This window comes from Bradyrhizobium sp. Pha-3, from assembly GCF_042258615.1.
Taxonomy (GTDB): Bacteria; Pseudomonadota; Alphaproteobacteria; order Rhizobiales; family Xanthobacteraceae; genus Bradyrhizobium.
In genome coordinates, this window is sequence record NZ_CP170152.1 from 1,104,658 (window position 1) to 1,124,285 (window position 19,628).

At 57.6% G+C, this 19,628-nt stretch carries 17 protein-coding genes; 12 read left to right on the forward strand and 5 right to left on the reverse strand.

Features of this window, described 5'->3' with window-relative positions; genetic code table 11:
• Window positions 1–28: 28 nt before the first annotated feature.
• The gene (locus ACE10Z_RS05145; RefSeq protein ID WP_375786965.1) at window positions 29–847 is read right to left on the reverse strand and encodes a helix-turn-helix domain-containing protein; all 819 of its coding nucleotides are present in this window, start codon (window positions 845–847) and stop codon (window positions 29–31) included.
• 587 nt (window positions 848–1,434) lie between these two features.
• On the opposite strand from ACE10Z_RS05145, the gene ACE10Z_RS05150 reads away from it, so the two are divergent.
• The 5 genes from ACE10Z_RS05150 to ACE10Z_RS05170 all read left to right on the forward strand — a co-directional run bounded on the left by ACE10Z_RS05150 (window position 1,435) and on the right by ACE10Z_RS05170 (window position 7,252).
• Window positions 1,435–1,818 carry a hypothetical protein gene (locus ACE10Z_RS05150; protein ID WP_375786966.1) on the forward strand — a complete coding sequence of 128 codons (384 nt, stop codon included), beginning with the start codon at window positions 1,435–1,437 and terminating at the stop codon, window positions 1,816–1,818.
• 106 nt (window positions 1,819–1,924) lie between these two features.
• Entirely contained in the window at window positions 1,925–2,824 is a 900-nt protein-coding gene (locus tag ACE10Z_RS05155; RefSeq protein WP_375786967.1) for a helix-turn-helix transcriptional regulator, read from the forward strand.
• A gap of 574 nt (window positions 2,825–3,398) precedes the next feature.
• Window positions 3,399–4,763 (forward strand): MFS transporter, encoded by a 1,365-nt coding sequence (locus ACE10Z_RS05160; protein WP_375786968.1) that lies wholly within the window; start codon window positions 3,399–3,401, stop codon window positions 4,761–4,763.
• A gap of 81 nt (window positions 4,764–4,844) precedes the next feature.
• Window positions 4,845–6,446: an FAD-dependent monooxygenase gene (locus ACE10Z_RS05165; RefSeq protein ID WP_375786969.1), complete on the forward strand. Its 1,602-nt coding sequence runs from the start codon at window positions 4,845–4,847 to the stop codon at window positions 6,444–6,446.
• Window positions 6,447–6,451: 5 nt separating this feature from the next.
• On the forward strand, window positions 6,452–7,252 hold the full coding sequence (locus ACE10Z_RS05170; RefSeq protein ID WP_375786970.1) for an alpha/beta fold hydrolase: 801 nt from the start codon (window positions 6,452–6,454) through the stop codon (window positions 7,250–7,252).
• A gap of 111 nt (window positions 7,253–7,363) precedes the next feature.
• On the opposite strand, the gene ACE10Z_RS05175 is transcribed toward ACE10Z_RS05170, so the two are convergent.
• The 4 genes from ACE10Z_RS05175 to ACE10Z_RS05190 form a co-directional block, all read right to left on the reverse strand.
• Window positions 7,364–7,714, reverse strand: a complete 351-nt coding sequence (locus ACE10Z_RS05175) for a RidA family protein (protein ID WP_375786971.1) — start codon at window positions 7,712–7,714, stop codon at window positions 7,364–7,366.
• Window positions 7,715–7,758: 44 nt separating this feature from the next.
• Window positions 7,759–8,754 carry a threonine/serine dehydratase gene (locus tag ACE10Z_RS05180; protein WP_375786972.1) on the reverse strand — a complete coding sequence of 332 codons (996 nt, stop codon included), beginning with the start codon at window positions 8,752–8,754 and terminating at the stop codon, window positions 7,759–7,761.
• 71 nt (window positions 8,755–8,825) lie between these two features.
• A complete protein-coding gene (locus ACE10Z_RS05185; RefSeq protein ID WP_375786973.1) occupies window positions 8,826–10,649 on the reverse strand; it encodes a gamma-glutamyltransferase family protein in 1,824 nt (607 codons plus the stop codon).
• 125 nt (window positions 10,650–10,774) lie between these two features.
• On the reverse strand, window positions 10,775–11,152 hold the full coding sequence (locus ACE10Z_RS05190) for a nuclear transport factor 2 family protein (RefSeq protein WP_375786974.1): 378 nt from the start codon (window positions 11,150–11,152) through the stop codon (window positions 10,775–10,777).
• Between the two features lie 284 nt (window positions 11,153–11,436).
• On the opposite strand from ACE10Z_RS05190, the gene ACE10Z_RS05195 reads away from it, so the two are divergent.
• From ACE10Z_RS05195 to nthA, 7 genes are all read left to right on the forward strand, one after another.
• Entirely contained in the window at window positions 11,437–12,351 is a 915-nt protein-coding gene (locus tag ACE10Z_RS05195) for a LysR family transcriptional regulator (protein WP_375786975.1), read from the forward strand.
• A gap of 547 nt (window positions 12,352–12,898) precedes the next feature.
• Entirely contained in the window at window positions 12,899–14,089 is a 1,191-nt protein-coding gene (locus ACE10Z_RS05200) for a M24 family metallopeptidase (protein ID WP_375786976.1), read from the forward strand.
• Window positions 14,090–14,498: 409 nt separating this feature from the next.
• A complete protein-coding gene (locus ACE10Z_RS05205; RefSeq protein WP_375786977.1) occupies window positions 14,499–15,578 on the forward strand; it encodes a hypothetical protein in 1,080 nt (359 codons plus the stop codon).
• An 11-nt stretch (window positions 15,579–15,589) separates the two neighbouring features.
• Window positions 15,590–16,045: a carbohydrate porin gene (locus tag ACE10Z_RS05210; RefSeq protein ID WP_375786978.1), complete on the forward strand. Its 456-nt coding sequence runs from the start codon at window positions 15,590–15,592 to the stop codon at window positions 16,043–16,045.
• 1,183 nt (window positions 16,046–17,228) lie between these two features.
• Window positions 17,229–18,125: an N-acyl homoserine lactonase family protein gene (locus ACE10Z_RS05215; RefSeq protein ID WP_375786979.1), complete on the forward strand. Its 897-nt coding sequence runs from the start codon at window positions 17,229–17,231 to the stop codon at window positions 18,123–18,125.
• Window positions 18,126–18,652: 527 nt separating this feature from the next.
• Window positions 18,653–18,979, forward strand: coding sequence for an SH3-like domain-containing protein (locus ACE10Z_RS05220; RefSeq protein WP_375786980.1), 327 nt, complete (start codon window positions 18,653–18,655; stop codon window positions 18,977–18,979).
• On the forward strand, window positions 18,976–19,626 hold the full coding sequence (gene nthA, locus ACE10Z_RS05225; protein ID WP_375786981.1) for a nitrile hydratase subunit alpha: 651 nt from the start codon (window positions 18,976–18,978) through the stop codon (window positions 19,624–19,626). Before ACE10Z_RS05220 ends, nthA begins: the two co-directional genes overlap by 4 nt.
• Window positions 19,627–19,628: the final 2 nt, after the last annotated feature.

Below are 19,628 nucleotides of genomic sequence, written 5' to 3' on the forward strand. Positions count from 1 at the left end.
GCACTCAAGAAGGCCGCGCGTGGCGGCTTTAGCTGTCATTCAAGCCACGACGTTCGGCCAGATAGCGGCCCGGTGGCTTACCGATTGTCTTCTTAAACATGGTAATGAAGCTGCTGGCCGTCTCGTAACCGAGGTCCATCGCTACCTCCTGAACGCTGTCCCCGCCCGCCATACGCTGGAGCGCCAGCGTGACATGGAGCTGGTGACGCCAGCGCCAGAGGCTCATGCCGGTCTCTTGGCGGATCTTCCGGCTCAGTGTCCTCTCGCTCAGCGCACAGCGTGCTGCCCACTGTGACACCGATGCCTTGTCCTCAGGAGCGGACATCATCATATTGAGTAGACGCCGCAGGTTGGGATCGGATGGTAGTGGGAGTCGATGATCTTCAGTCCGAGCGGCACGCAATTCATCGAGAATGACAGGCAGCAACCGGACTTCCGGCCCGTCCAGCGGATACAGTGCGGGAAACTGCGCGGCACGAATGAGAGCCTCACGGAACAGGGCTGAGACGGCCATAGTGCAGCAGGTCCGCGGAAGCTGCGGACTGACGCGTGGGTCGATGAAGAGGGCATAGTATTCGGTCTTGCCGAATGCCTGGCACATATGCGGCGTGCCGGAAGGAATCCACACGGCGCATTGCGGAAAGACCGTCCACAGGCTGCCGTCGATCTTGCAGGTGAGGACGCCTTTGACCGCATAGATCAGCTCGCATTTTCGGTGCCGATGCTCTGGAAGCTCCAGACGGCTCGTCACTTGGTTGGGGCCTGCGGTGACGAAAGGCCGGGGAATATCGTCGATGTCCGAGTTGCCCCATTGGACGTATTGCAGCGCGGTTGGGGGATTGCCCATGACAGCCGCTACCTAACATCGACCGGCGGGCGCGGTGCGACCGGAAGCATACCGACAAGTGAGCCAGATGATCATGGTGCCAATCAGCATGGGGACGACGTCGTCGTCGTACATCTGCACTCTCGCGAGCATAGCGCTCTGGTCCTGGACTACTGCATCCAGCACGAAGGTCTGCTGCGCCTTGGGCCGTGAGCCGAGGTTCTGAACGCCATCGGCCAAGCAGATCGCCATCGCGGGCGATGCTGAAGCAGCGAATCTTAGGTGTCTTCCACTATGCCGAATGCCCGCGCCGAGGCCCGGGCCAATCCTGCCAAAATGTGTCGCGGACCCGCCAATGATGACTGGAAGGTTCAGGGATGGTCGGGACTCAGTTCGTCTAAGCGTCCGTTAGCCTCCAACACAGCGCGATGGCTTTGGCAGATTCGCGGTATTTAATGGCCGCCCCACGGGAGCGAAGGTGGGCGGCCGTGTGACATATATGAGCACGTCAGCTATCGGCCGCCCTTCAGGCCTTCTAATCGAAGAAATGGGGCGCCTTGTTGTAAGCGGCGTGAGCTGCTTTTCGCCATTCAAGGCAAGGTGCTTACATGCTTGTGGACGATTCGCGCTTTCCTCTCGTCTTCCTGCGTAGTCACGCGGAATCAAGCGCTACCATCAATCAGCAGTTCGAGGACTTACTCGAGAAGAGGCAACTGTTCGTTCTCATTACAGACCATGCTGACGATGATCATGAGGACGAGACGAAGGAGGAGCGGAAGGAGAAGGCGCTCTTCTTCAAACAAATCAAGGATCGGATGCGCAGCTTTTGCCGCGGCATGATCGTGATCGAGGGGAGGATGCCGCTCAACGCCGCGATGCGGGTAACCGCCGCAGCCGCTAGCAAGGCTTTAGGGTTCTCTGTTCTGTTCGCACTCGATGAAGATGAAGCCGCGGCGAAGGGAATGCTCTTGCTTGAGAAGGATGCTGCGTAAGTTGATTCAGGTTACGTGAAGCACCATCTCATGAAGTGGCCCAAGATCGCTTACCGAGGACCTGTACCTGACTTGGAGGCCGAGCACTAATCGTTGAGATGGTGAAATGGACGTTCCTGCTCTACCCGGGGTCGATAGGATCGACGACATCCCCCAAGCGGTCTTCAGTTTGATCACCGAGACGACGTTCGTGGGTGAAACAGCGCCGCACCATCACGCCAAGGCGCAGTTGATGTACGTTATCGGCGGGGTGCTGACCGTCGAAGCGGAGGGAGGGATCTGGACTGTTCCGCCGCATTGCGCTTTGTGGATTCCGAGCGGAATTTCTCACGCCGGGCGCATGGCCGGCCATATCAAGATCGGAAGTCTCTATATCGATCCGAATCTGACCGAGAAGTTGGACCCTCGCTGTGGGATCCTCTTCGTCCAGCCGTTCCTTCATGAGCTCATTCGACGTTTTGACACCGAATCTCCGCTTATGAACGTGGATCGGGATCGGCGAGCACGGCTCATAGCTGTGCTGCTGGACGAGTTGATCGCAGCTCCCCTGCAGCCGATCTACCTTCCGATGCCGACGGACAGGCGGCTTCGGCGGCTTACCGAGTCCATGATCGAGAACCCGGCGCAGCGGTTCACCATCGATGAATGGGGGACGCGCGTAGGGGCAAGCAACCGAACGCTCAGTCGTCTCTTCCAGCGCGAAACGGGCCTGTCATTCCTCCGATGGCGGCAACAGCTGCATGTCGGACTAGCCTTACAACGCCTGGCTCAGGGCCACCTGGTAACCACCATCGCTGGTGATCTGGGATATGAGAGCGTCAGTGCTTTCATCGCGATGTTCAGACGGATGCTCGGGACGACGCCTGCGCGCTACCTTGACGAAGCAGTGCTAGGCGCATCAGAGCGAGGTCCTCGCAACATGCGCGCGCGCGACGAATGCGAGGATCGTGAATCGATGTCGATCGGCCAAGAGTTGGCAACGGTCATCCCGCTTCGGAGACCCTAGAGGCTCCCGCAGGAATCCCGAAACGGCTCCGCATGGATCTCGGCCGCCATCCGTTCATGGTATCCGCCTAGTTGACGCGGCTCGAGTAAACCTCGGCGCCGCCCTTTGTTTCGGTTGGACCAGACTAGTGCGGGTATCGGACCGCACATGATCGGCCATCGGTCGGGCGCCGTGCTTATCGATCGGCCGGATCATCTCCACGATCTCTTCGGCCTCGATGTCCCAGGCGAGGCGGCCCGTGCGTGGCCCCTGGCAGGCATTGGGCGAAAGCGGCCGACTTGGCGACCAATGCAAATTTTTCGGGCAATGCGTCTCGCTCGATACTAAGAAGGCGGTCGTCCCAATGCTGCTTTTCGGTGCCGAGCCGCATTGGACGCTGGAAGACCGGATTGGATTGAGACAGGCCCTCTTGTTGGATGGGCTACCCGAGCACTCCCGGCTGGAACGGCGATGTGCGCAATACCCGATTGGCATGGAACGAATGAGAAATCGGCCTTTGCTTAGGGACCCCGGCCACTACCATAGTTTCCGCTTGGACAGGAGCGCGCCGGCCGGGACGGTTGAGGGGGGCAGAATGACGACGATCCAAGACACGCAAGTTCAGTCTGAGAACGCGGTGATTCCCATCGACGGACTGATCCTCCAGGATCAGGCGGCGGCTGGCACTGGGGCAATTTACACACTCGTTGCGCTTGTCGTCGCGGTAACGCTGGCATTCTTGGATCGCCAAGTCCTTAATTTGGTGGTCGACGCGATCCGATCAGATGTCGAGATCACCGATACGCAATTCAGTCTGCTTCAGGGAGCGGCGTTTTCCCTCGTTTACACGGTCGCCATGCTGCCCCTCGCGTGGGCAACCGATCGATTCAATCGGAAGTACATCATTATCGGGAGCGTGATCGCGTGGAGTGCAATGACCGTCGCGTTTGGCCTTGCGGAGGGGTTTGTAGCTCTGCTGATTGCACGAGCTGGTCTTGCCCTGGGAGAAGCGGGAATTTCGCCGGCAACGACGTCGTTTGTGCGAGATGCTTATCCAAGGCATCGTCAAGCGACCGCGATCTCGATTATGACGCTTGGCGTTTATTTCGGCGGTGCGATTTCCCTCGCCGGCGGCGGCCCAGCGTTGGCTTGGCTGCAGGGACTGCAAACGGAACAGGGGCTGCCCCTTGGGTTGTCGCCTTGGCGAATGCTATTCGTCGGAGCAGGTGCGCTCGGCATTGTTTCGGTGGCGTTGCTTGTCTTCGTACGCGAACCCGCGCGCATGCAACGACCGGGAGAGCCGATTTCCTGGCGTGACTATCTTCGTCTGCTAACAGCCGTGCGATCCCAGGTCCTGGCTTATCTGTGTGCCTTTATCGGCATTTTCCTCCTACTCAGCTCGGTTGCGTCGTGGCTGCCGGCTCTCTTCATGCGCACGCATGGATGGTCGCCGCAGATGGTGGGCCTCTCATTCGGAATCGTCCAGCTGGCTTCCGGTGCCGTCGGTGCCCTCAATGCAGGTTGGATCGTGGACCGACTTTCTGCTCAAGGTGACACGAAGGCGCAAATTCGCGTCGTGCGGTTCGGTGTGCTGGCCGCCGCTATCGGAAGTATTCTGGCTGCGGTTCTGCCCAACGCTGTGCTGGCCTTGTTCGCGAGCGGCCTCACTTTCCTTGGCGCAGGGATTTGCCTTGGGTTGGGTGCTATGGGCTTTCAGGCCATGTTTCCAGCTCGCTTCAGCGGAAGGGGCGTGGCCACCTATCTGCTTGTGACGGGCGTGCTCGGGGCATCAGTGGGGCCGACTGTGGTTCCGATGCTGGCTGGCCTTTTGGGAGATGGAACAAACGTAGGCCCCGCACTCGGGATCTGCTCCGCCCTCGCTGGCGTCTGGAGCCTGGCATGGCTGACCTGGTCTTTCCACCGCCTGCCGCCGATCAGTGGATATTCTGAGCACGAATGATCGCCTGATAACTTCAGGATTTTATAGAGGGTAAGGGCTCACTTGCGCGTAGGCCCTACGAATGAAAGGGAGCTGACTGATATGACGTCCGATGATGTCCCAATCACGATCGTTGGGGGCGGTCCCGTTGGTCTTGCGCTGGCGCTGGTTCTCTCACGCCAAGGTATCGCCTCGCGGGTGCTGGAGATGAATCGGACGACCACCGATCATCCGAAGGCACGTGGCGTATGGACTCGAGCGATGGAGATATTCCGACAGTGGGGTGTTTATGAAGCAATTCGCGCGAGAGGCCTGCCGGACGAATCTGACAGCATCGTATTCCTGGATGGTTTGGATTGTGAGATCGATCGATCAACGCCCGAGCCGTTCAATGACGAAAGCCCCGCTCGGAAGAGCATAGTCGCGCAAGATGCCGTTGAGGAAGCTTTGGCCGCAGCCCTCGTCGATCATCCGGATGCAGATGTTCGATGGGAAACCGAGTTTGTTGGCATGGAAGAGTTGCCTGATGGTGTCCGCGTAACGGCAAGAGATTTGAAGACCGGCAAGCAATTCATTTGGACAAGTCAATACCTGGTCGGCGCAGACGGCGGCAGGGGCAGCGTATCCAGGATGGCGAGGATCGAACATGAGGGGCCCCCGGTCATGGCCCTCATGCTCAATACCTATTTTCGGGCCGACCTCAGCCGTTACAAAAGCGCGAAGAATGCTGCCGGCCTGCAGCTCCGGTCGAGGGGGCCGGACGGACAGCCCGTCCACCTGCTCAATACCAACGGGGCTGACCGCTGGCTCTGGCTGACGCGCATTGGCGGAGACCACGACGAGCGCCCGCGGCCCCTTACAGAAAGTGAGACCGTCGATAAAATTCGACGGGCACTCGACGATTCCGAGATCAAGGTCGAACTCATCAACGAGTCGGTCTGGCGTATGACCAGACGCATTGCCAAGACGTTTCGCAAGGGGCGGGTGTTTCTCGTCGGTGATGCCGCACATCGGTTCCCCCCGTTTGGTGGTTTCGGCATGAACTCGGGCATTCAGGACGTCCACAACCTAGCCTGGAAATTTGCGTTTGTTCTCCGCGGCCAGGCGAGCGATCGGTTGCTGGATAGCTACGATCTCGAGCGACGGCCCATTGCGCATGCCAATGCAGATCTGTCGCTGGTGAATGCTGCGCGCTTCCCGCACATAGTGGACGCGCTGCAGAGCGGGAACCGCGATCGGGTGCGCTTTTGGCTCCGGGATGCGGAAAACCACATCCACAGCATTGGCCATACCTTGGGGTTTTCGTACGAGCAGGGCGCGCTCGTTCCGGATGGAACGACGCCGCCGGATCGAACGCCTCGCTATTATCGGCCGACTGATCGTCCCGGCAGCCGGTTTCCTCATATCTGGCTCGACGAAGCCAACACAAGATCAACGCTTGATCTCTTCGATCGCGACTTTGTGCTCGTCATTGGTCCAGACGCCGACGCCTGGGAGGTGGCCGCGGAAGATGTTTCGCGGAGCCTGTCGCTTCCGATCATTGTCCACCGGCTGGTGAAGGCAGATCCTCACCTTGGCTTTGAAATGGGCCCGAGGGGGGCAGCTCTCGTGCGCCCTGATGGAGTCACGGCTTGGCGCATCGGTTGGGTCAGTGAGCAACCGAAGGAGGATCTCAGCGGCGCGCTGACGAATATTCTGGGATGACCTTGATGAAGATCGACCGCCATCGCATTGGCCCCTTTGAGATCGCCTTCAGAATCACCGGCGCAGGCTTTCCGCTGCTCATGTTTCACGGCGCGGAAGGCGACCATCAGATTTACGACAAACTTCAGGATGCTCTCGGTTCGTCTGTGACGGCAATCTCCTTTGATCAACGAGATTGTGGGCTCTCGGAATACCCGAGCGCCGAACCGTACACTCTCAAAGATGTCGCACACGATGCCGTACGCCTGATCGACACCTTCGGACACGAAAGTGTTGATGTCCTTGGAAATTCCATCGGAGGTATACTGGCCCAGCTTATGGCCTACTACTGGCCGGAGCGTGTTCGTCGCTTGGTGCTTGGTCTCACGTGGCCCGCGGACGAGCGGCTGACCGACCTCAACCCCGAAGGTATCGCAAGGCGCATCCAATACTCGCAAATGGGAGAGGCCGGCCAGCTCCTGATAGCAGAGCTGATGTCCAGTCCAGATTATGTCGCTGCGCATCCCGAAATCCTAACGGACCTGAGAAGCTTGAAAACCGAACCGAAGCCGGACGCTTACCAGCGTCGCCGGGCGGCTTTTGCCGTGCCGATCGACATCGATCCCGGCCGCATCCACCACGAGACGCTCATTATCGCGGGAGAGGTCGATCAGATGGTTCCTGCGGCAGTCACTCAAAGACTTGTCACACGACTTCCCAACACGAAGTTCGAACTTCTTCCGAACGCTGGTCACCTCGCCGCGCGACAGTTTCCGAACGAGCTTGCGTCTTTGATCCGGAGCTTCCTATGTCGTCCATGTTCGTGATTGAAGCCGAAATAGGGTTCATCGCAACTCAATGGTGCGGCGGCCACTTTCTTGAAAAGGTAGTATGACGTCGATACAGCGATGCGCTTCAGGAGAGCCCACCTCCGTGCTTTAGTCGGGCATAACCGCTACGCATTCGATTTCTACCTTTGCTCCAAGCGCCAGCGACGAGCTTTCGAAAGCGCTTCGGGCAGGCAGCGGCAGTCCATCGAAAAACTTCAGATATACCGTGTTGAAACGATGCCATTCAGCCATGTCGTGCAACATGATTGTGCATTTGACGATGTCGGCGCGGGTTAAATCCAAGCGGTCGAGCGTCCGCTGGATATTGTCCAGGGTGGCTTGAGCCTGAGCCTCGATCGCTTGATCGAGCGCCCCGGATTTGTCCATTCCAATCTCTCCTGACAGGAAAACCAGGCGGTCGACGCTGACTGCGGACGAGAAAGGAAGCTTGTCGTTCAAGTTTGCTAAGTGTCGCACTGCGGGTGACATCGTCATCGCGTCCATTACAAGGCCGGTTTGATAGGAGAGGTCACCCCGGAGAGAATTTGGGAGAGAATCGGTTCGTCGATATTGCCGCCCGAAATGATGGCTGCGACCTTCCGGCCCAAGAATCTCGTCGACGACATGGCTGCGCACACCGGCACGGCGCCTGCGCCTTCGACCACGAGATGATTTGCTCGATGGAGAGCAGCGATGGTTTCGGCCACCTGTGCCTCTGACACGACCTCCGTCCCCGCGACAGCGGATTGCAGGAGGGGCCAAAGAGTCGGGAGAACCATGGATCCTCCGATCCCGTCGATGAACCCGGTTCGGTCGCAAGCCACCTCTACCGGTACTCCTGCTTGCAGTGCTGTGGACAGCGGCGTCGATGTCGCTGCCTCGCAGGCGATAACGTCGACTTCAGGCCTTGTTAGACGCACCGCGGTCGCAACGCCCAGCGTGAGACCGCCTCCACCGAAGGGAACCAAGATGGCTTCGACATCCGGCGCGTCCTCCAGGATCTCGACGGCAAGGGTTGCGTTTCCGATGACGACCTCCCGTCCGGCACATGGATGAACAAAGTGACGACTTTCCCGCGCTGGACGTTCTCCACCGAGAATCGACCACCATTGCGGGAAGCTGATTTCGATGACTTCGGCACCAAGGGCTCGCATTGCCGCAATTTTTGTTCGCGCCGCGCTGTCCGGGGCGTAAACACGCACGTGTACTCCCAGCGCTTTGGCTGCCGCTGCGACGCCCTGTCCGAAATTTCCGGCACTCGCCGTGAATATTCCCTTGCCCCGCTGCTCGTCGGTCAAACTCAAGGCGGCATAACTGGCGCACCGGATTTTGTATGATCCGTACGTCTGCAGGCATTCCGGCTTCAGCCAAATTGTCCGATCCGAGGCGGCATGCGCGAACGGCAATAACGGCGTTCGTATCACGAGATCACGCAGAATATCTCTGGCGTACGCGATGTCCGCGATGGTGATCGAAGCAAGGTTGTCTGCGAGTCGCACTTGGATCCTCGTATGGTGGCTGGAGCGCTTCGATCGTTCAGATCAGCGTCGATATCTGCCGCAACTGGAAGCTACCGAGCGATAGCATAGCCCTGCATCCCGCGTGGATTTGCGCCCGCCTTCAAGATAGCTCCATCTGACGTCGACTCGAATGAGCAGGCCGAAAGCCGTCCCTCCGACCATCCATCCCCGACCGTCACGATGTGACCGCGGCGTTGGAGTTCCTGAATGGTCGTCTTGGGAAATCGATCCTCCAACGTGAGCGTTCCCGGCGCCAATTCACGGGGCCAGAAGCTCGAGATCAGATGATCGGTGTGAAAGGCGGCCGTCTCGATCGCGCTCTGCAGTGGCCGTCCATGAATTGCGTGGACGAGCCACAGTAGTAGCGACCATTGCTCCTGCTGATCCCCGCCGGGAGTTCCGAAGGCCAGATATGGTTTGCCGTCCTTGAATGCCATTGATGGTGTGAGTGTCGTCCGCGGCCGCTTGCGTGGCTTCAGTGAATTGGGAAGACCAGGTTGAAGCCAGAACATCTGCATGCGGGTGCCGAGCGCAAAGCCAAGTTCCGGTACAACTGGATTGGATTGCAGCCAGCCTCCCGACGGTGTTGCGGACACCATGTTACCCCAACGATCGACCACATCGACGTGACAGGTATCGCCGGCCTGAAGGGAAATTGTGGAAGAGCTTAACGCCGGCGTCTGGCGTGCCATCGTTGGCTCACCACCGCCGGCGATCCGAGCCTGCGGTTTGGCCCCGTCTTCCATCCATGCCTCGGGAAAGCTGGCGGTGCGGCCGTCAACGGTACCGGGCCGGAGTTCGTGGCTCGCCCCGTCGCTGATCAGGCTGCGACGCTGCTCGGCATAGTCCGCGCTCAATAGGCGGGTTATCGGCACATCGGGATCGTCGCCATACCAGCCGTCCCGATCGGCCATGACGAGCTTGATCGTCTCGGCGACCAAATGAACGAACTCCGGCGATTCCGGTGCGTGTGCCGAGAGATCGAATCCCTTCAGAATCTGCAGGGCCTGGAGCAGGGCGGGGCCTTGGCTCCAGGCGCCGCATTTGAAAACCATGAAGCCCTGATGTTCGACACTGAGGGGGCGTTCGAGAGCGGGCCGCCAACCCGCCAGATCGTCGGCCGTCAGAAGGCCTCGATGGCGGCGGCCGCTGACATCCAGGGCTTCCGTATTGCGACAGAATCGTTCAATGGCCTCAGCAACGGCTCCCTCATACCAGTAAGCAAGCGCGGCCTCGATCTGTGTTTCGCGTCTGCTGCTTGCAGCCTCTGCATGTTGAAGCAGGCGCTCGTAAAGACTGGCGAGTACCGGGTTTCTGAAGATGCTTCCCGCTATGGGCGCCGCTCCATTGCGGAGAAAAATCTCGGCAGAGGTCTGCCACTCTTCCGTGAAGAGTGCGCGTACTGAGTCAATCGTCTCGACTGCGCGCCCGAGGATGGGGTGTCCGGACCTGGCGTAGAATATCGCGGGTTCCAGGATCTGCCGCAATGACGCTGTGCCGTAATGTTGTAGCATTGTGAGCCAGGCTCCGAACGCACCGGGCACGCACGGTGCAAGAAGGCCAGTCCCCGGAATCAGGCGGAGGCCAAGAGACTGAAAATGCTCGATCGTAGCGGCGGCTGGGGAAGGACCCTGTCCGCAAATGACGGTAGGTTCCGTATCGCCAGCGCGAGCCAGTAGGATTGGTGCATCTCCGCCTGGTCCGTTCAGGTGTGGTTCGACAATCTGCAGCGTAAAACCAACGCTGGCTGCCGCATCGATGGCATTTCCACCTGCTTCCAGCATCCGCATCCCGACGGCACTCGCAATCCAGTGGGTCGAGGCGACGGCACCAAATGTGCCGATAAGCTCGGGGCGCGCGGTGAACTCTTTCATGTGTTTTATTCCAAGCGAGCCATAAGACTGGTCACGTATCGCGGAATGTGGGATCGCAACAAAGACCGTCTAGTCATTCGTCCTATTCAGAAATGCGATGTCTGCGCTCGTCTGAATCAGGCAGGTCAAGAAATGATTTCCGTACCCTGATGAACAATGTTGCGCCATCCGGCGATGCGGCGGACGTACACTCGAACGTGTCTGCCGGACTTCGAGATGATCGTCCCGTTGGTCTGGACCTGTTCGTTGTAGAAGCGACCTGTCACGATGGCCACGTCTCCTTCGAGAACGATGGTGTTATCGGTGACCCGATACAGTGTGTAGCGAGCCTCCCCATCAGACAAGCTATCGAGAAACGCTTCTTTGCCCCTGAGTTGACCGCAGGCGTCGATGTGCTGGTACGCGTTGCTAGTTATCTGATGTAGGGCGACAACGTCACCTTGTACGATCGCCTCAGCTCGCCGCGCTTCGAGTTCGTGTATCTGGTCCCATGGGGAGGTCATGGAAGCTCCTGTTAGATTGACTGCAGAGACGACGCGCCCGGGTGATGGCTGTATTGCCTCAGCGAAAGGGGCGATCGGTGGCGGGCCCAGTTTGCGCTCCGCCGCGCTCCAGACGCCAACACCGAACATTGATGCGGCCCATTCCTGTTCGGCATGTCTTGTCCCTCTGGGAGCCAGACTTGGGGCGTTGCAGGCGAGGTTTGTGCTCAGGCGTTGGTTGATTGTGAAAGGCGGCGAGAGCTAGTATGCCGAAATGGCATCGCTGTCTTCGGGGGAGAAGCGGTTTGGAGCTTCGTCAGCTACGGTATTTCAAGGTTGTCGCCGATGCTCGCAGCTTCGCGCGCGGTTCTCAGGATCTGCGGGTCGCCCAGCCGGCATTGAGCCGTTCAGTTGCGAAGCTTGAGGAGGAGATCGGGCACAGCCTGTTCATCCGACACAGCGCCGGCGTGTCGCTGACTGACGCGGGTGTTCGTCTGTACGAATATGCCGCCCAAGTGCTCGGGAGCGTCCGACAACTGATCGAGGGGATGGCGGCCGAGGACGGCACGCCGCAGGGCATTGTGAGGCTCGGCGCACCTCAGTCTATCCAGTCCAAGCTCGTCCTTCCCGCAGCAGCCGAGTTCCTTTCGAAGTTCGCCTCGTGCAGGTTGGATCTTATTCAGAATACTGGCGCCCGCTTACGGGACCGCGTTGCAGAGGGATCGCTTGACCTCGCGATCATCCCCAACACCGTTGAAGGCGGCATGTACCTGACTCCACTTGTGCGCGAAAGCATATGCCTGATTTGCCGTCAGGAAGATCGGGCTTCCTTTGCCGATACGGTCGATCTCGGCGACCTGCTGCAGCTACCGGTGATCATTACCGGTCACCCCGATAGTCTGCGGCTCTATATCGATCGCAAGTTTCCGCACCAGGGCTACGCCCTGAATGTGCGCAGCGAGGTCAACAGCTCGTCGATGCTTGTCGAGCTCGTGACCCAATCAGTCGGGTTCGGCATCGCTCCCTGCGGTGTCGTTGCGCAAAAGCCAGAACTTGCCTTCGTCCCGATCCGGGATCTTGATGTTTTATGGTCAATCGCCGTCAACTGGCAGCGGCGCGGTCTGCGAGCAGTGGAAGAGCTCGAGACATTGATCATACGCCATGTCCGCGAGCATGTCGCAGCGGGAGATTGGCCGACTGCCACGATCGAGGTGGCTTAATATTGTGTGGCAGCTATTGCCAGAGTCCGCGAGCGCGCCAATCTGCATGCCGCTGCATTTGCCACGGCTCCGGGACCGGTATGGGGCGATCCGAGAGAATTAACTCGCCGCGAGCCTCAGTCCCCCGGCTGTGCAGACAATCAGGTGGTCGCCGAATTTGCCGGCTCGAGGCCAGGTCGTGGATCTGATGCCCGGTCCACGGGGCGACTCTTCGCAAGCAATGCCGAGCAGCAATAGCGATCATGATTTTGTTCTAAGTGACGAGCCGCGTTGCTTGTGAAACTGTCACAGAATGACCAGGACACAAGTTTTCCATCTCAGGATAGGTACGGCCGAGGAAGCCAGGGCTTGTCGGTCAAAGACAGGGTATGCGGCCGACGTAAGCCCACGTGACCCTTTTACACGCAAGTGTCTGGTTGCGCCGATCGTCGCGATTGATCGAGAAAATGAAGGACAGCGCGCCAATCGCAAGCTTGGGGCGGGACCAAGATAAGCCCGACATTCGTATTCGAGAGAGACCCGTCGTATCTTGCACGGAACCAAATACATGGCAGTTGTCGATCACCCACGAACGCTTGCAAGTCCTTCGTTTGACGCAGCTCGTCTCGACGCGCTGATGGAGCGGCAGGGCTTCGACGTTATTGTCGCTACCTCGCGACACAATGTGCAATACCTGCTTGGAGGCTATCGCTTCTTCTGCTTCGAGAGTACCGAAGCGATGGGAGTTAACTGCTTTCTGCCTATTGTCATTTACTGGAAAGGCCGCTCAGAGAGATCCGCTTATGTCGGAAGTGGCATGGAAAAGCTGGAATGCGACAGAGGGACGTTTCACGATCTGGGATGTTTCGTTGAAGCCGGGGATTCGAAACAGGCAATAGAACGAGCGATTGATCTCTTGCGTCAAAGCGGTCTACCGGCTCGCCGTATCGGGATCGAAGCGAGCTTTATTCCTTCAGAGGCGAAGGATGCGTTGGTTGAGGCATTCCCGCAGGGCGAGATCCTGAATGCGCATCGAACGCTCGAACTCTTGAGAGCAGTCAAGACATCCGCTGAAATTGATCTCCTCCGCCGGGCATCGGACGGAGTTGTGGAGAGCATCCTTGCTGTCTTCTCGGAGGCGCGGGAAGGGATGACCAAACATCAATTGATCGAGCTCGCGCGGCGCGAGCAGTTTTCACGCGGCGTGGATTTCAAGTTCTGCCAGGCCAGTATGGGCGCCAGTCTCGACCGTACACCAACCGATCAGATTCTGTCAGCCGGCGACGTCGTATCCCTCGATTGCGTCGGCCAGGTTGCGGGCTATATCGGTGATATTTGCCGCATGGGCCTGGCTGGAGAACCCGACGCTGAACTCCAGGACATTCTCGGATTTGTCGATCAGGTTCAAAAGGTCGTCCGCGGTAAAGTCTGTGCCGGAGTTATCGGGGGTGATCTGATAACGGCAGGCGATGTCGTGGTGAGATCGTCGCCCTACGCAAGGACGACGGATTTTACCGTGCACGGCCTCGGACTGGTCAGCCACGAATCTCCGAGACTCGCACACGGCCGGCCTCTGCCTTATCCTCCAAGCGATGCGGAGTTGCCTATAGAGGCCGGCATGGTGTTGTCGATCGAGACAGCCGTGAAGCATCCTGCGCGCGGGTTCATCAAGCTAGAAGACACCGTTGTTGCCACGGAACTTGGAAACGTCGCCCTCGGCGATATCGGTCGCGGCTGGAATCGCATTCACGATTGGTGACAAGGCAAACTTGGCCAATCCGTAGTTCAAAAGAAGATTCTTACACGGGTCCGGGATGCGCAATTCCGGCAATGGGAACGCTTGCGATGGAGAACCTTGAGAAGGACATCGGTCCTCGCGCGTGAAAGGAATGGGGTGGGACATATTGGTCCGATTTCGACGACGACAGTCAGAAATCTCGCAAGAGCTCCTGGCTTGGCTCAGGACGGAGCGGGCCCTGGATTACTGATCGATAACGATGTTGGCGACGGGGCTCGTCTTCGTGGTTGCCCCCAGTTGCGCCGCGTCAAAGGCACGGATGGTCAAACGAGGAGCCATCCGCGGTCGAGATTTACGACCGAAGATAATTCTTCGTCTTTAAGAACGATAGGGGGCTACGTTGAGTTCATTGAGAGGCGTCAAGATAGGGTTGGCCACGAGCACATCGCTCTACAGTGCTCATGCTGCGGATCTTCCATTCAAAAGAAAAATCGTCGAGTATGTGAAGGCTAGATGCACTATTTCACGGTGCCTCACTCTCGCTATCATCAGCACTCTAAATCTAGCTTCGGCTTCGATCTCTCAAGCAGCGGATCCAAACGGGCTAAGCGGATCATCCAAAAGCCCTGAAAAGTCGGTCAATGACAGGCTGGTGGAGCTAAACGCTGCGCTTGGATACCGTGGCTGGAACGTGCCGTTCCCGGCATTCAACGACACCCTTACTCAAGACGTGGGAGGAATTAGATCGGCGCTGGCCGAGTATGGGATCGGCTTCATTGGGTACGGCAGCCCGCGGTTTTTTGCTAACTTGCTCGACACTCCTACACACGTACCAAACACCTTCCCCAAATGCCCATCAGATGCCAGCGTCTCGGGTGCATTGTGTGCAGGGAATCGCGCATATTTCGGCCAGAGTCCCGATGCGGTTTATGGGATTTCTGTGGTCCTGACTTACGATTTGCGGCGGTTAGGTATTCCCGATGGCCTTCTGGCAGTCGGAGGTTCTTTCTCCGGGGGGGACTACCAGGCCTACTCGCCCAATATCGACCGTCTGAATTTGCTCTCGTGGTACCAGACTGCTTTCGATAGGCGGATGGAAATCGAGTTTGGCTACCTGCAAGGACTACAGCAGTTTGTTGGTCAAACCGTTGGCGGAAATTTCGCAAATCCGTTCGGTCCGAGTGGTTCGATTCCAGCTCTCCTTGGTTTGTCCGCAGGTACCGCGGCAACTCCCATGTTCCGATCGACGTTTCACATGACCGGCGATTTGAAGAACGGCTTCTATAATGAATTCGCCGTATCGCGAAGCGTGCCGGTTCGCGGACCTTACGGGGTGTACCAGAATGAGGTGGTGCTCAATCCCACCGGCTTGGACTTCTTTTCCTCCCAACCCGGCACGGGCGCGCTCTTTACTGACGAGCTTGGGTATCGTCAACAGAGTAAGCTTGGACAACTTGGAGAATGGTTCCGGGTGGGCACGAGTACAATACCTCCACGTTCAGAGACTTGAGCCGCGCTAGTGTGGATCCTAACGCCTCGATCGATGGAAGTGGGGGAAGTTTTTACGTCCTGGGCGATCAGCAGATCTATCAGCCAGATTCGACAAGACCGGGCCGAGGCGTCTATATCGGCGGGACATTTATGTATGCATCGCCCAATGTCGCTTCAATAACTCAGTATGATGAAGCTCGTGCCTATTGGGTGGGACCATTTGACTCGCGACCTAGCGATATGATTTCTCTCGTTTGGGCTCATAACGATATCAGCAAGTATGTTGCGGCGACGCCGTTTAACCCGTTGACTGGAGTTGGGGTAGCGCCGTTCACCAACACCTATACGGCGAGCTATGCAGCGAGGCTGGCGGCGGGCACCTATTTGACGGTCGGCCTTAGTTATTCCGATCATCCAAGTGTTCGCTACTTTCAAGGGGAAGGAAGCGCGCTGAACTTTGTAAGCAGCCTCACCCTGGTTTTCTAGAGTCGTCTCACAATCACCCGGGCGCCGTCCGCGGGACTACATCTGGTTGGATGTGACCTTCAACGGACTTATCTTCGACAGTTCGTTGACCCAGGTGATCCGAACACAACGAACTCGTACAACGGCAACGATTTTGTAATCGTGCGGGTGTCAATCTGTGTTGATATCCGCACGATTTCGGTTCGGGCTTACGTATCCCGCTGCAAGATTGAGTGAAACTGGCGCACCCGGCACGATTCGAACGCGTTTTCTTTCCAACCCGCGCCGCGAACAAACCGTCGCCCACTTCACGCGCGGCCGTCATCAACAGACGGAAGTGTTCGCGGAGTGGCACCGGCATGTCGGGTGTTGCTCATCAGCCAGTTCCGGCGTTCACGAAAGCTGCTATCGCCGCTCACAACAATTCACTCACACTAACAACGCATAGCACGCAGTTTCCAAAATTTCTGCGTAGATCTATTCAGGCAACCAAGCCGCCCGTCTTGCAAACGCGAAAGAGGGATCAAAATGCTCCTTCTCGGACGAATGGGGATGATTGTCCATGATGCGACTGATCGTGAAGACGCGATAGAGCGAAAGCAGAGCGATCCGCGCACTGTCATTATATGAGAACCGTGTTCATCGATTGGAGAAAAGCCGATGCGCTTTGTTTTGAATTTGGGACTGCTGATCGTCGCAAGTGCGTCCGCTAATGCGGCGACAGTGCATTCCCGCACACACCACTATGTTATTCCTGCCCGTGTCGCTTCTAGCTTCGCCGCCGTCCCGGTTCGAGCCTATGCTCTGCCTCGGGCGCCGGTTCGCTACGATGATGTCCCCAGCTACAACGATCCGTCCAGGTTTGGCGGCCAGCCGCTGGGGGCCGATCAGTAGGTGCTCGTTCGATCTGTGGTGCTGCGCGGACGATCGTAGAGGTCCACCAGGCCGCCCTTCTAATTTTCACACCGGGCTCAAAGCGCATGCCCCCGGAAGTTCACTTTTCGGGGGCACCGCCGTGCATTGCAAATTGCCTTGCCCGCAATCGCTAACGGGTTCTAACAACAAAAAACGTGCGATCTTCAGACTTCCACGTCAGTGTCAAGTCTCTTAGGCAGAACGCAAGTTCTGCCTCGGCGGGCTTCATTCGTCGCCCTTCTGCGCGCTGTAAAATTTAACGCTGCGCTTTCCCAGAGGAAGAATAGCCATGCTGAGAGAAACAAAAGTGGCGGTATCATCCATCCTGGTTGCCTTTTCGCTCATGATGAAAGGCACAGATGCTAACGCGGCTTCCAAGCTACCAGATGCCGCCAGGGCAGGCGTCGCGGAAAGACTTTTTCGGCTGGACTGTGGCCGCTCCGTTGCGAACGACGAGTCGGTGTGGACGCCGGGCGAAAACGTAGGACGCCGTATCGAATTCTCGTCTACTTGCTGGCTTATAAAGCACGGAAGTGAATGGCTGCTTTGGGATACGGGCGTTCCTGAGCTTGCGCATAACGACCCCCGAGGCTGGTCCACGATACCCACATTAATCGTTTATCACCTCGACAAGACGCTGACAGACCAACTTTCTGCAATTGGCCTAAAGCCAACCGACATTTCTCGCGTTGCAGTATCTCACACCCATGGAGACCACATCGGGAATATGGGCTTGTTTTCCGACGCCACCGTTTTGATACAGCAAGCCGAGTATGGTTGGATAAATGCGGGCAAGGGGCAAAGCGACGACGTAAATCAATTGATTTCGCTGGCGCGCAAGCTCTTGGGCACCCCGAAAAACCTGGAGCTCATCGACGGCGATAGTGATGTATTTGGCGACGGGAGCGTCACTTTGATCTCCACGCCAGGACACACTCCAGGCAGCCAGTCGCTGCTCGTTCATCTCAGGAATTCCGGCTTCATCATCCTGTCCGGCGATGTCGCTCATACGGAAGAGAATTTCGAAAAGGACACGGTTCCGTCGCTCAACACCAACAAGGAACAATCAATCGCGTCGATGGAACGAATCAAACAATTGATCGAAACGTACAAAGCGAAGTTCTTCATCAATCATGACAAAGCTCAAACTGACCAGCTTAAGTTGCTTCCCGCGTTCTACGACTGAGGTATTGCCGATCGGGAGATGATCGAGCTACCTTGCCTGCACCTATCGAATCCATACTTCGGCAGTTGGAAGACTACTGCTTTACGTCTGACCAGACTACGGGCTGTTCCACGATCGCAGACTCGGAGAACAGTAAGAGCATCTGGTGATGCATCTTCTAACGGAGATAGACGTGCCCTTGCTCGCAGGGTCGTGCTGCCGCCGTTTTAACGTTCGAGTGGATCGCCGTCTCGGCCCGCCATGTTTGTCAGGCAGTGGCCGGGGGCGAAATCAAATGGCTGCGTCATGCCGATGACTTGCTTGATATTTGACCCGTCGCTTATTGCGACCAAGAGGCAGGTATCCTTACAATGATGAAGCCGACTATCAGTCATGGGACTTCCTGCACGGCTGTCGGTAGGTTATCCACTTTGTGCACCATTGAGGGAAATCTGCAAATGCAAGGGCCGGTGCGGCCGGTGCTTCGAAGCAGCGCGCGCTTTGTTGAGCTGCCTAGGGGCGTTTCGGTCCTACGTCGGAGGAGGGAAATGTTTAGGGCTCAGATTGTGTTGGCCGAAGGCGAAGCACCTGCATTCAGGACAGGTGATCAAGTCAGCGTTGCGGCCCGATCTCCAATTGGGCACTACCGTGTGCCGAACTACGTTCGCGGGAAGCGAGGTACTGTTGTCGCGGTCATACGACCGCCGGCTGTCAATAATGAAGAGGAGGGATTTGGTCGCAACAACGGTTCGAAGCGACATTACTATCGGGTAGCGCTGCCGATGACGGAGCTTTGGTCGTTCTATCCGAAGTCCTCGAATGACAGCCTGTTCATTGAGATCTTTGAGACCTGGCTCGAAAGGATTCAACAATGACGAAGCATCGCCACAATGATGACGAGGAACATCACCACGAGTTGGCTGCCGCGGGCACAGGGGCAGGTGATTACGTGCCTGGATACTTCGAGATGCTCGAAATGACTATCGGCGAGTTACTTGTTGAGAAAGGGTTGATCGCAGCAGGAGAGATTCGACGGCAGATCGAGGTGCTCGATTCACGCACGCCGGCGCTTGGCGCAAAAGTTGTCGCGCGCGCTTGGACTGATCCCGCGTTCAAGGCGCGGCTGCTGGTCGACGGACGCGCAGCCTGTGAGGAACTGGGTATCAGCTTCTATGACGACACCGCCTTGATCGTTCTTGAGAACACTGACACGGTTCATAATCTGATCGTCTGCACACTCTGCTCTTGCTATCCAAGACCGGTTCTTGGCTTGCCGCCCGATTGGTACAAGTTGAAGCCCTATCGTGCCAGAGCGGTTTATGAACCACGAACTGTGCTCGCGGAGTTTGGCACGATCATTCCGGACGACGTTGAGGTACGTGTCAGCGATTCAACAGCGCAAGTCCGATTTCTTGTATTGCCGAAGCGGCCGAAAGGTTCCGAGAACTTCAACGAGGAGGAGCTTGCCGCAGTCGTGACACGCGACGCGATGATCGGGGTCGTGCCGGTGGAAATCAGGTAGGC

Coding starts and splice junctions, on each gene's coding strand:
- ACE10Z_RS05200 (WP_375786976.1), top strand. CDS start 12,899: ATGGCAGTTGTCGATCACCCACGAACGCTTGCAAGTCCTTCGTTTGAC.
- ACE10Z_RS05160 (WP_375786968.1), top strand. CDS start 3,399: ATGACGACGATCCAAGACACGCAAGTTCAGTCTGAGAACGCGGTGATT.
- ACE10Z_RS05150 (WP_375786966.1), top strand. CDS start 1,435: ATGCTTGTGGACGATTCGCGCTTTCCTCTCGTCTTCCTGCGTAGTCAC.
- ACE10Z_RS05215 (WP_375786979.1), top strand. CDS start 17,229: ATGCTGAGAGAAACAAAAGTGGCGGTATCATCCATCCTGGTTGCCTTT.
- ACE10Z_RS05185 (WP_375786973.1), bottom strand. CDS start 10,649: ATGAAAGAGTTCACCGCGCGCCCCGAGCTTATCGGCACATTTGGTGCC.
- ACE10Z_RS05145 (WP_375786965.1), bottom strand. CDS start 847: ATGGGCAATCCCCCAACCGCGCTGCAATACGTCCAATGGGGCAACTCG.
- ACE10Z_RS05220 (WP_375786980.1), top strand. CDS start 18,653: ATGTTTAGGGCTCAGATTGTGTTGGCCGAAGGCGAAGCACCTGCATTC.
- ACE10Z_RS05170 (WP_375786970.1), top strand. CDS start 6,452: ATGAAGATCGACCGCCATCGCATTGGCCCCTTTGAGATCGCCTTCAGA.
- ACE10Z_RS05165 (WP_375786969.1), top strand. CDS start 4,845: ATGACGTCCGATGATGTCCCAATCACGATCGTTGGGGGCGGTCCCGTT.
- nthA (WP_375786981.1), top strand. CDS start 18,976: ATGACGAAGCATCGCCACAATGATGACGAGGAACATCACCACGAGTTG.
- ACE10Z_RS05155 (WP_375786967.1), top strand. CDS start 1,925: ATGGACGTTCCTGCTCTACCCGGGGTCGATAGGATCGACGACATCCCC.
- ACE10Z_RS05190 (WP_375786974.1), bottom strand. CDS start 11,152: ATGACCTCCCCATGGGACCAGATACACGAACTCGAAGCGCGGCGAGCT.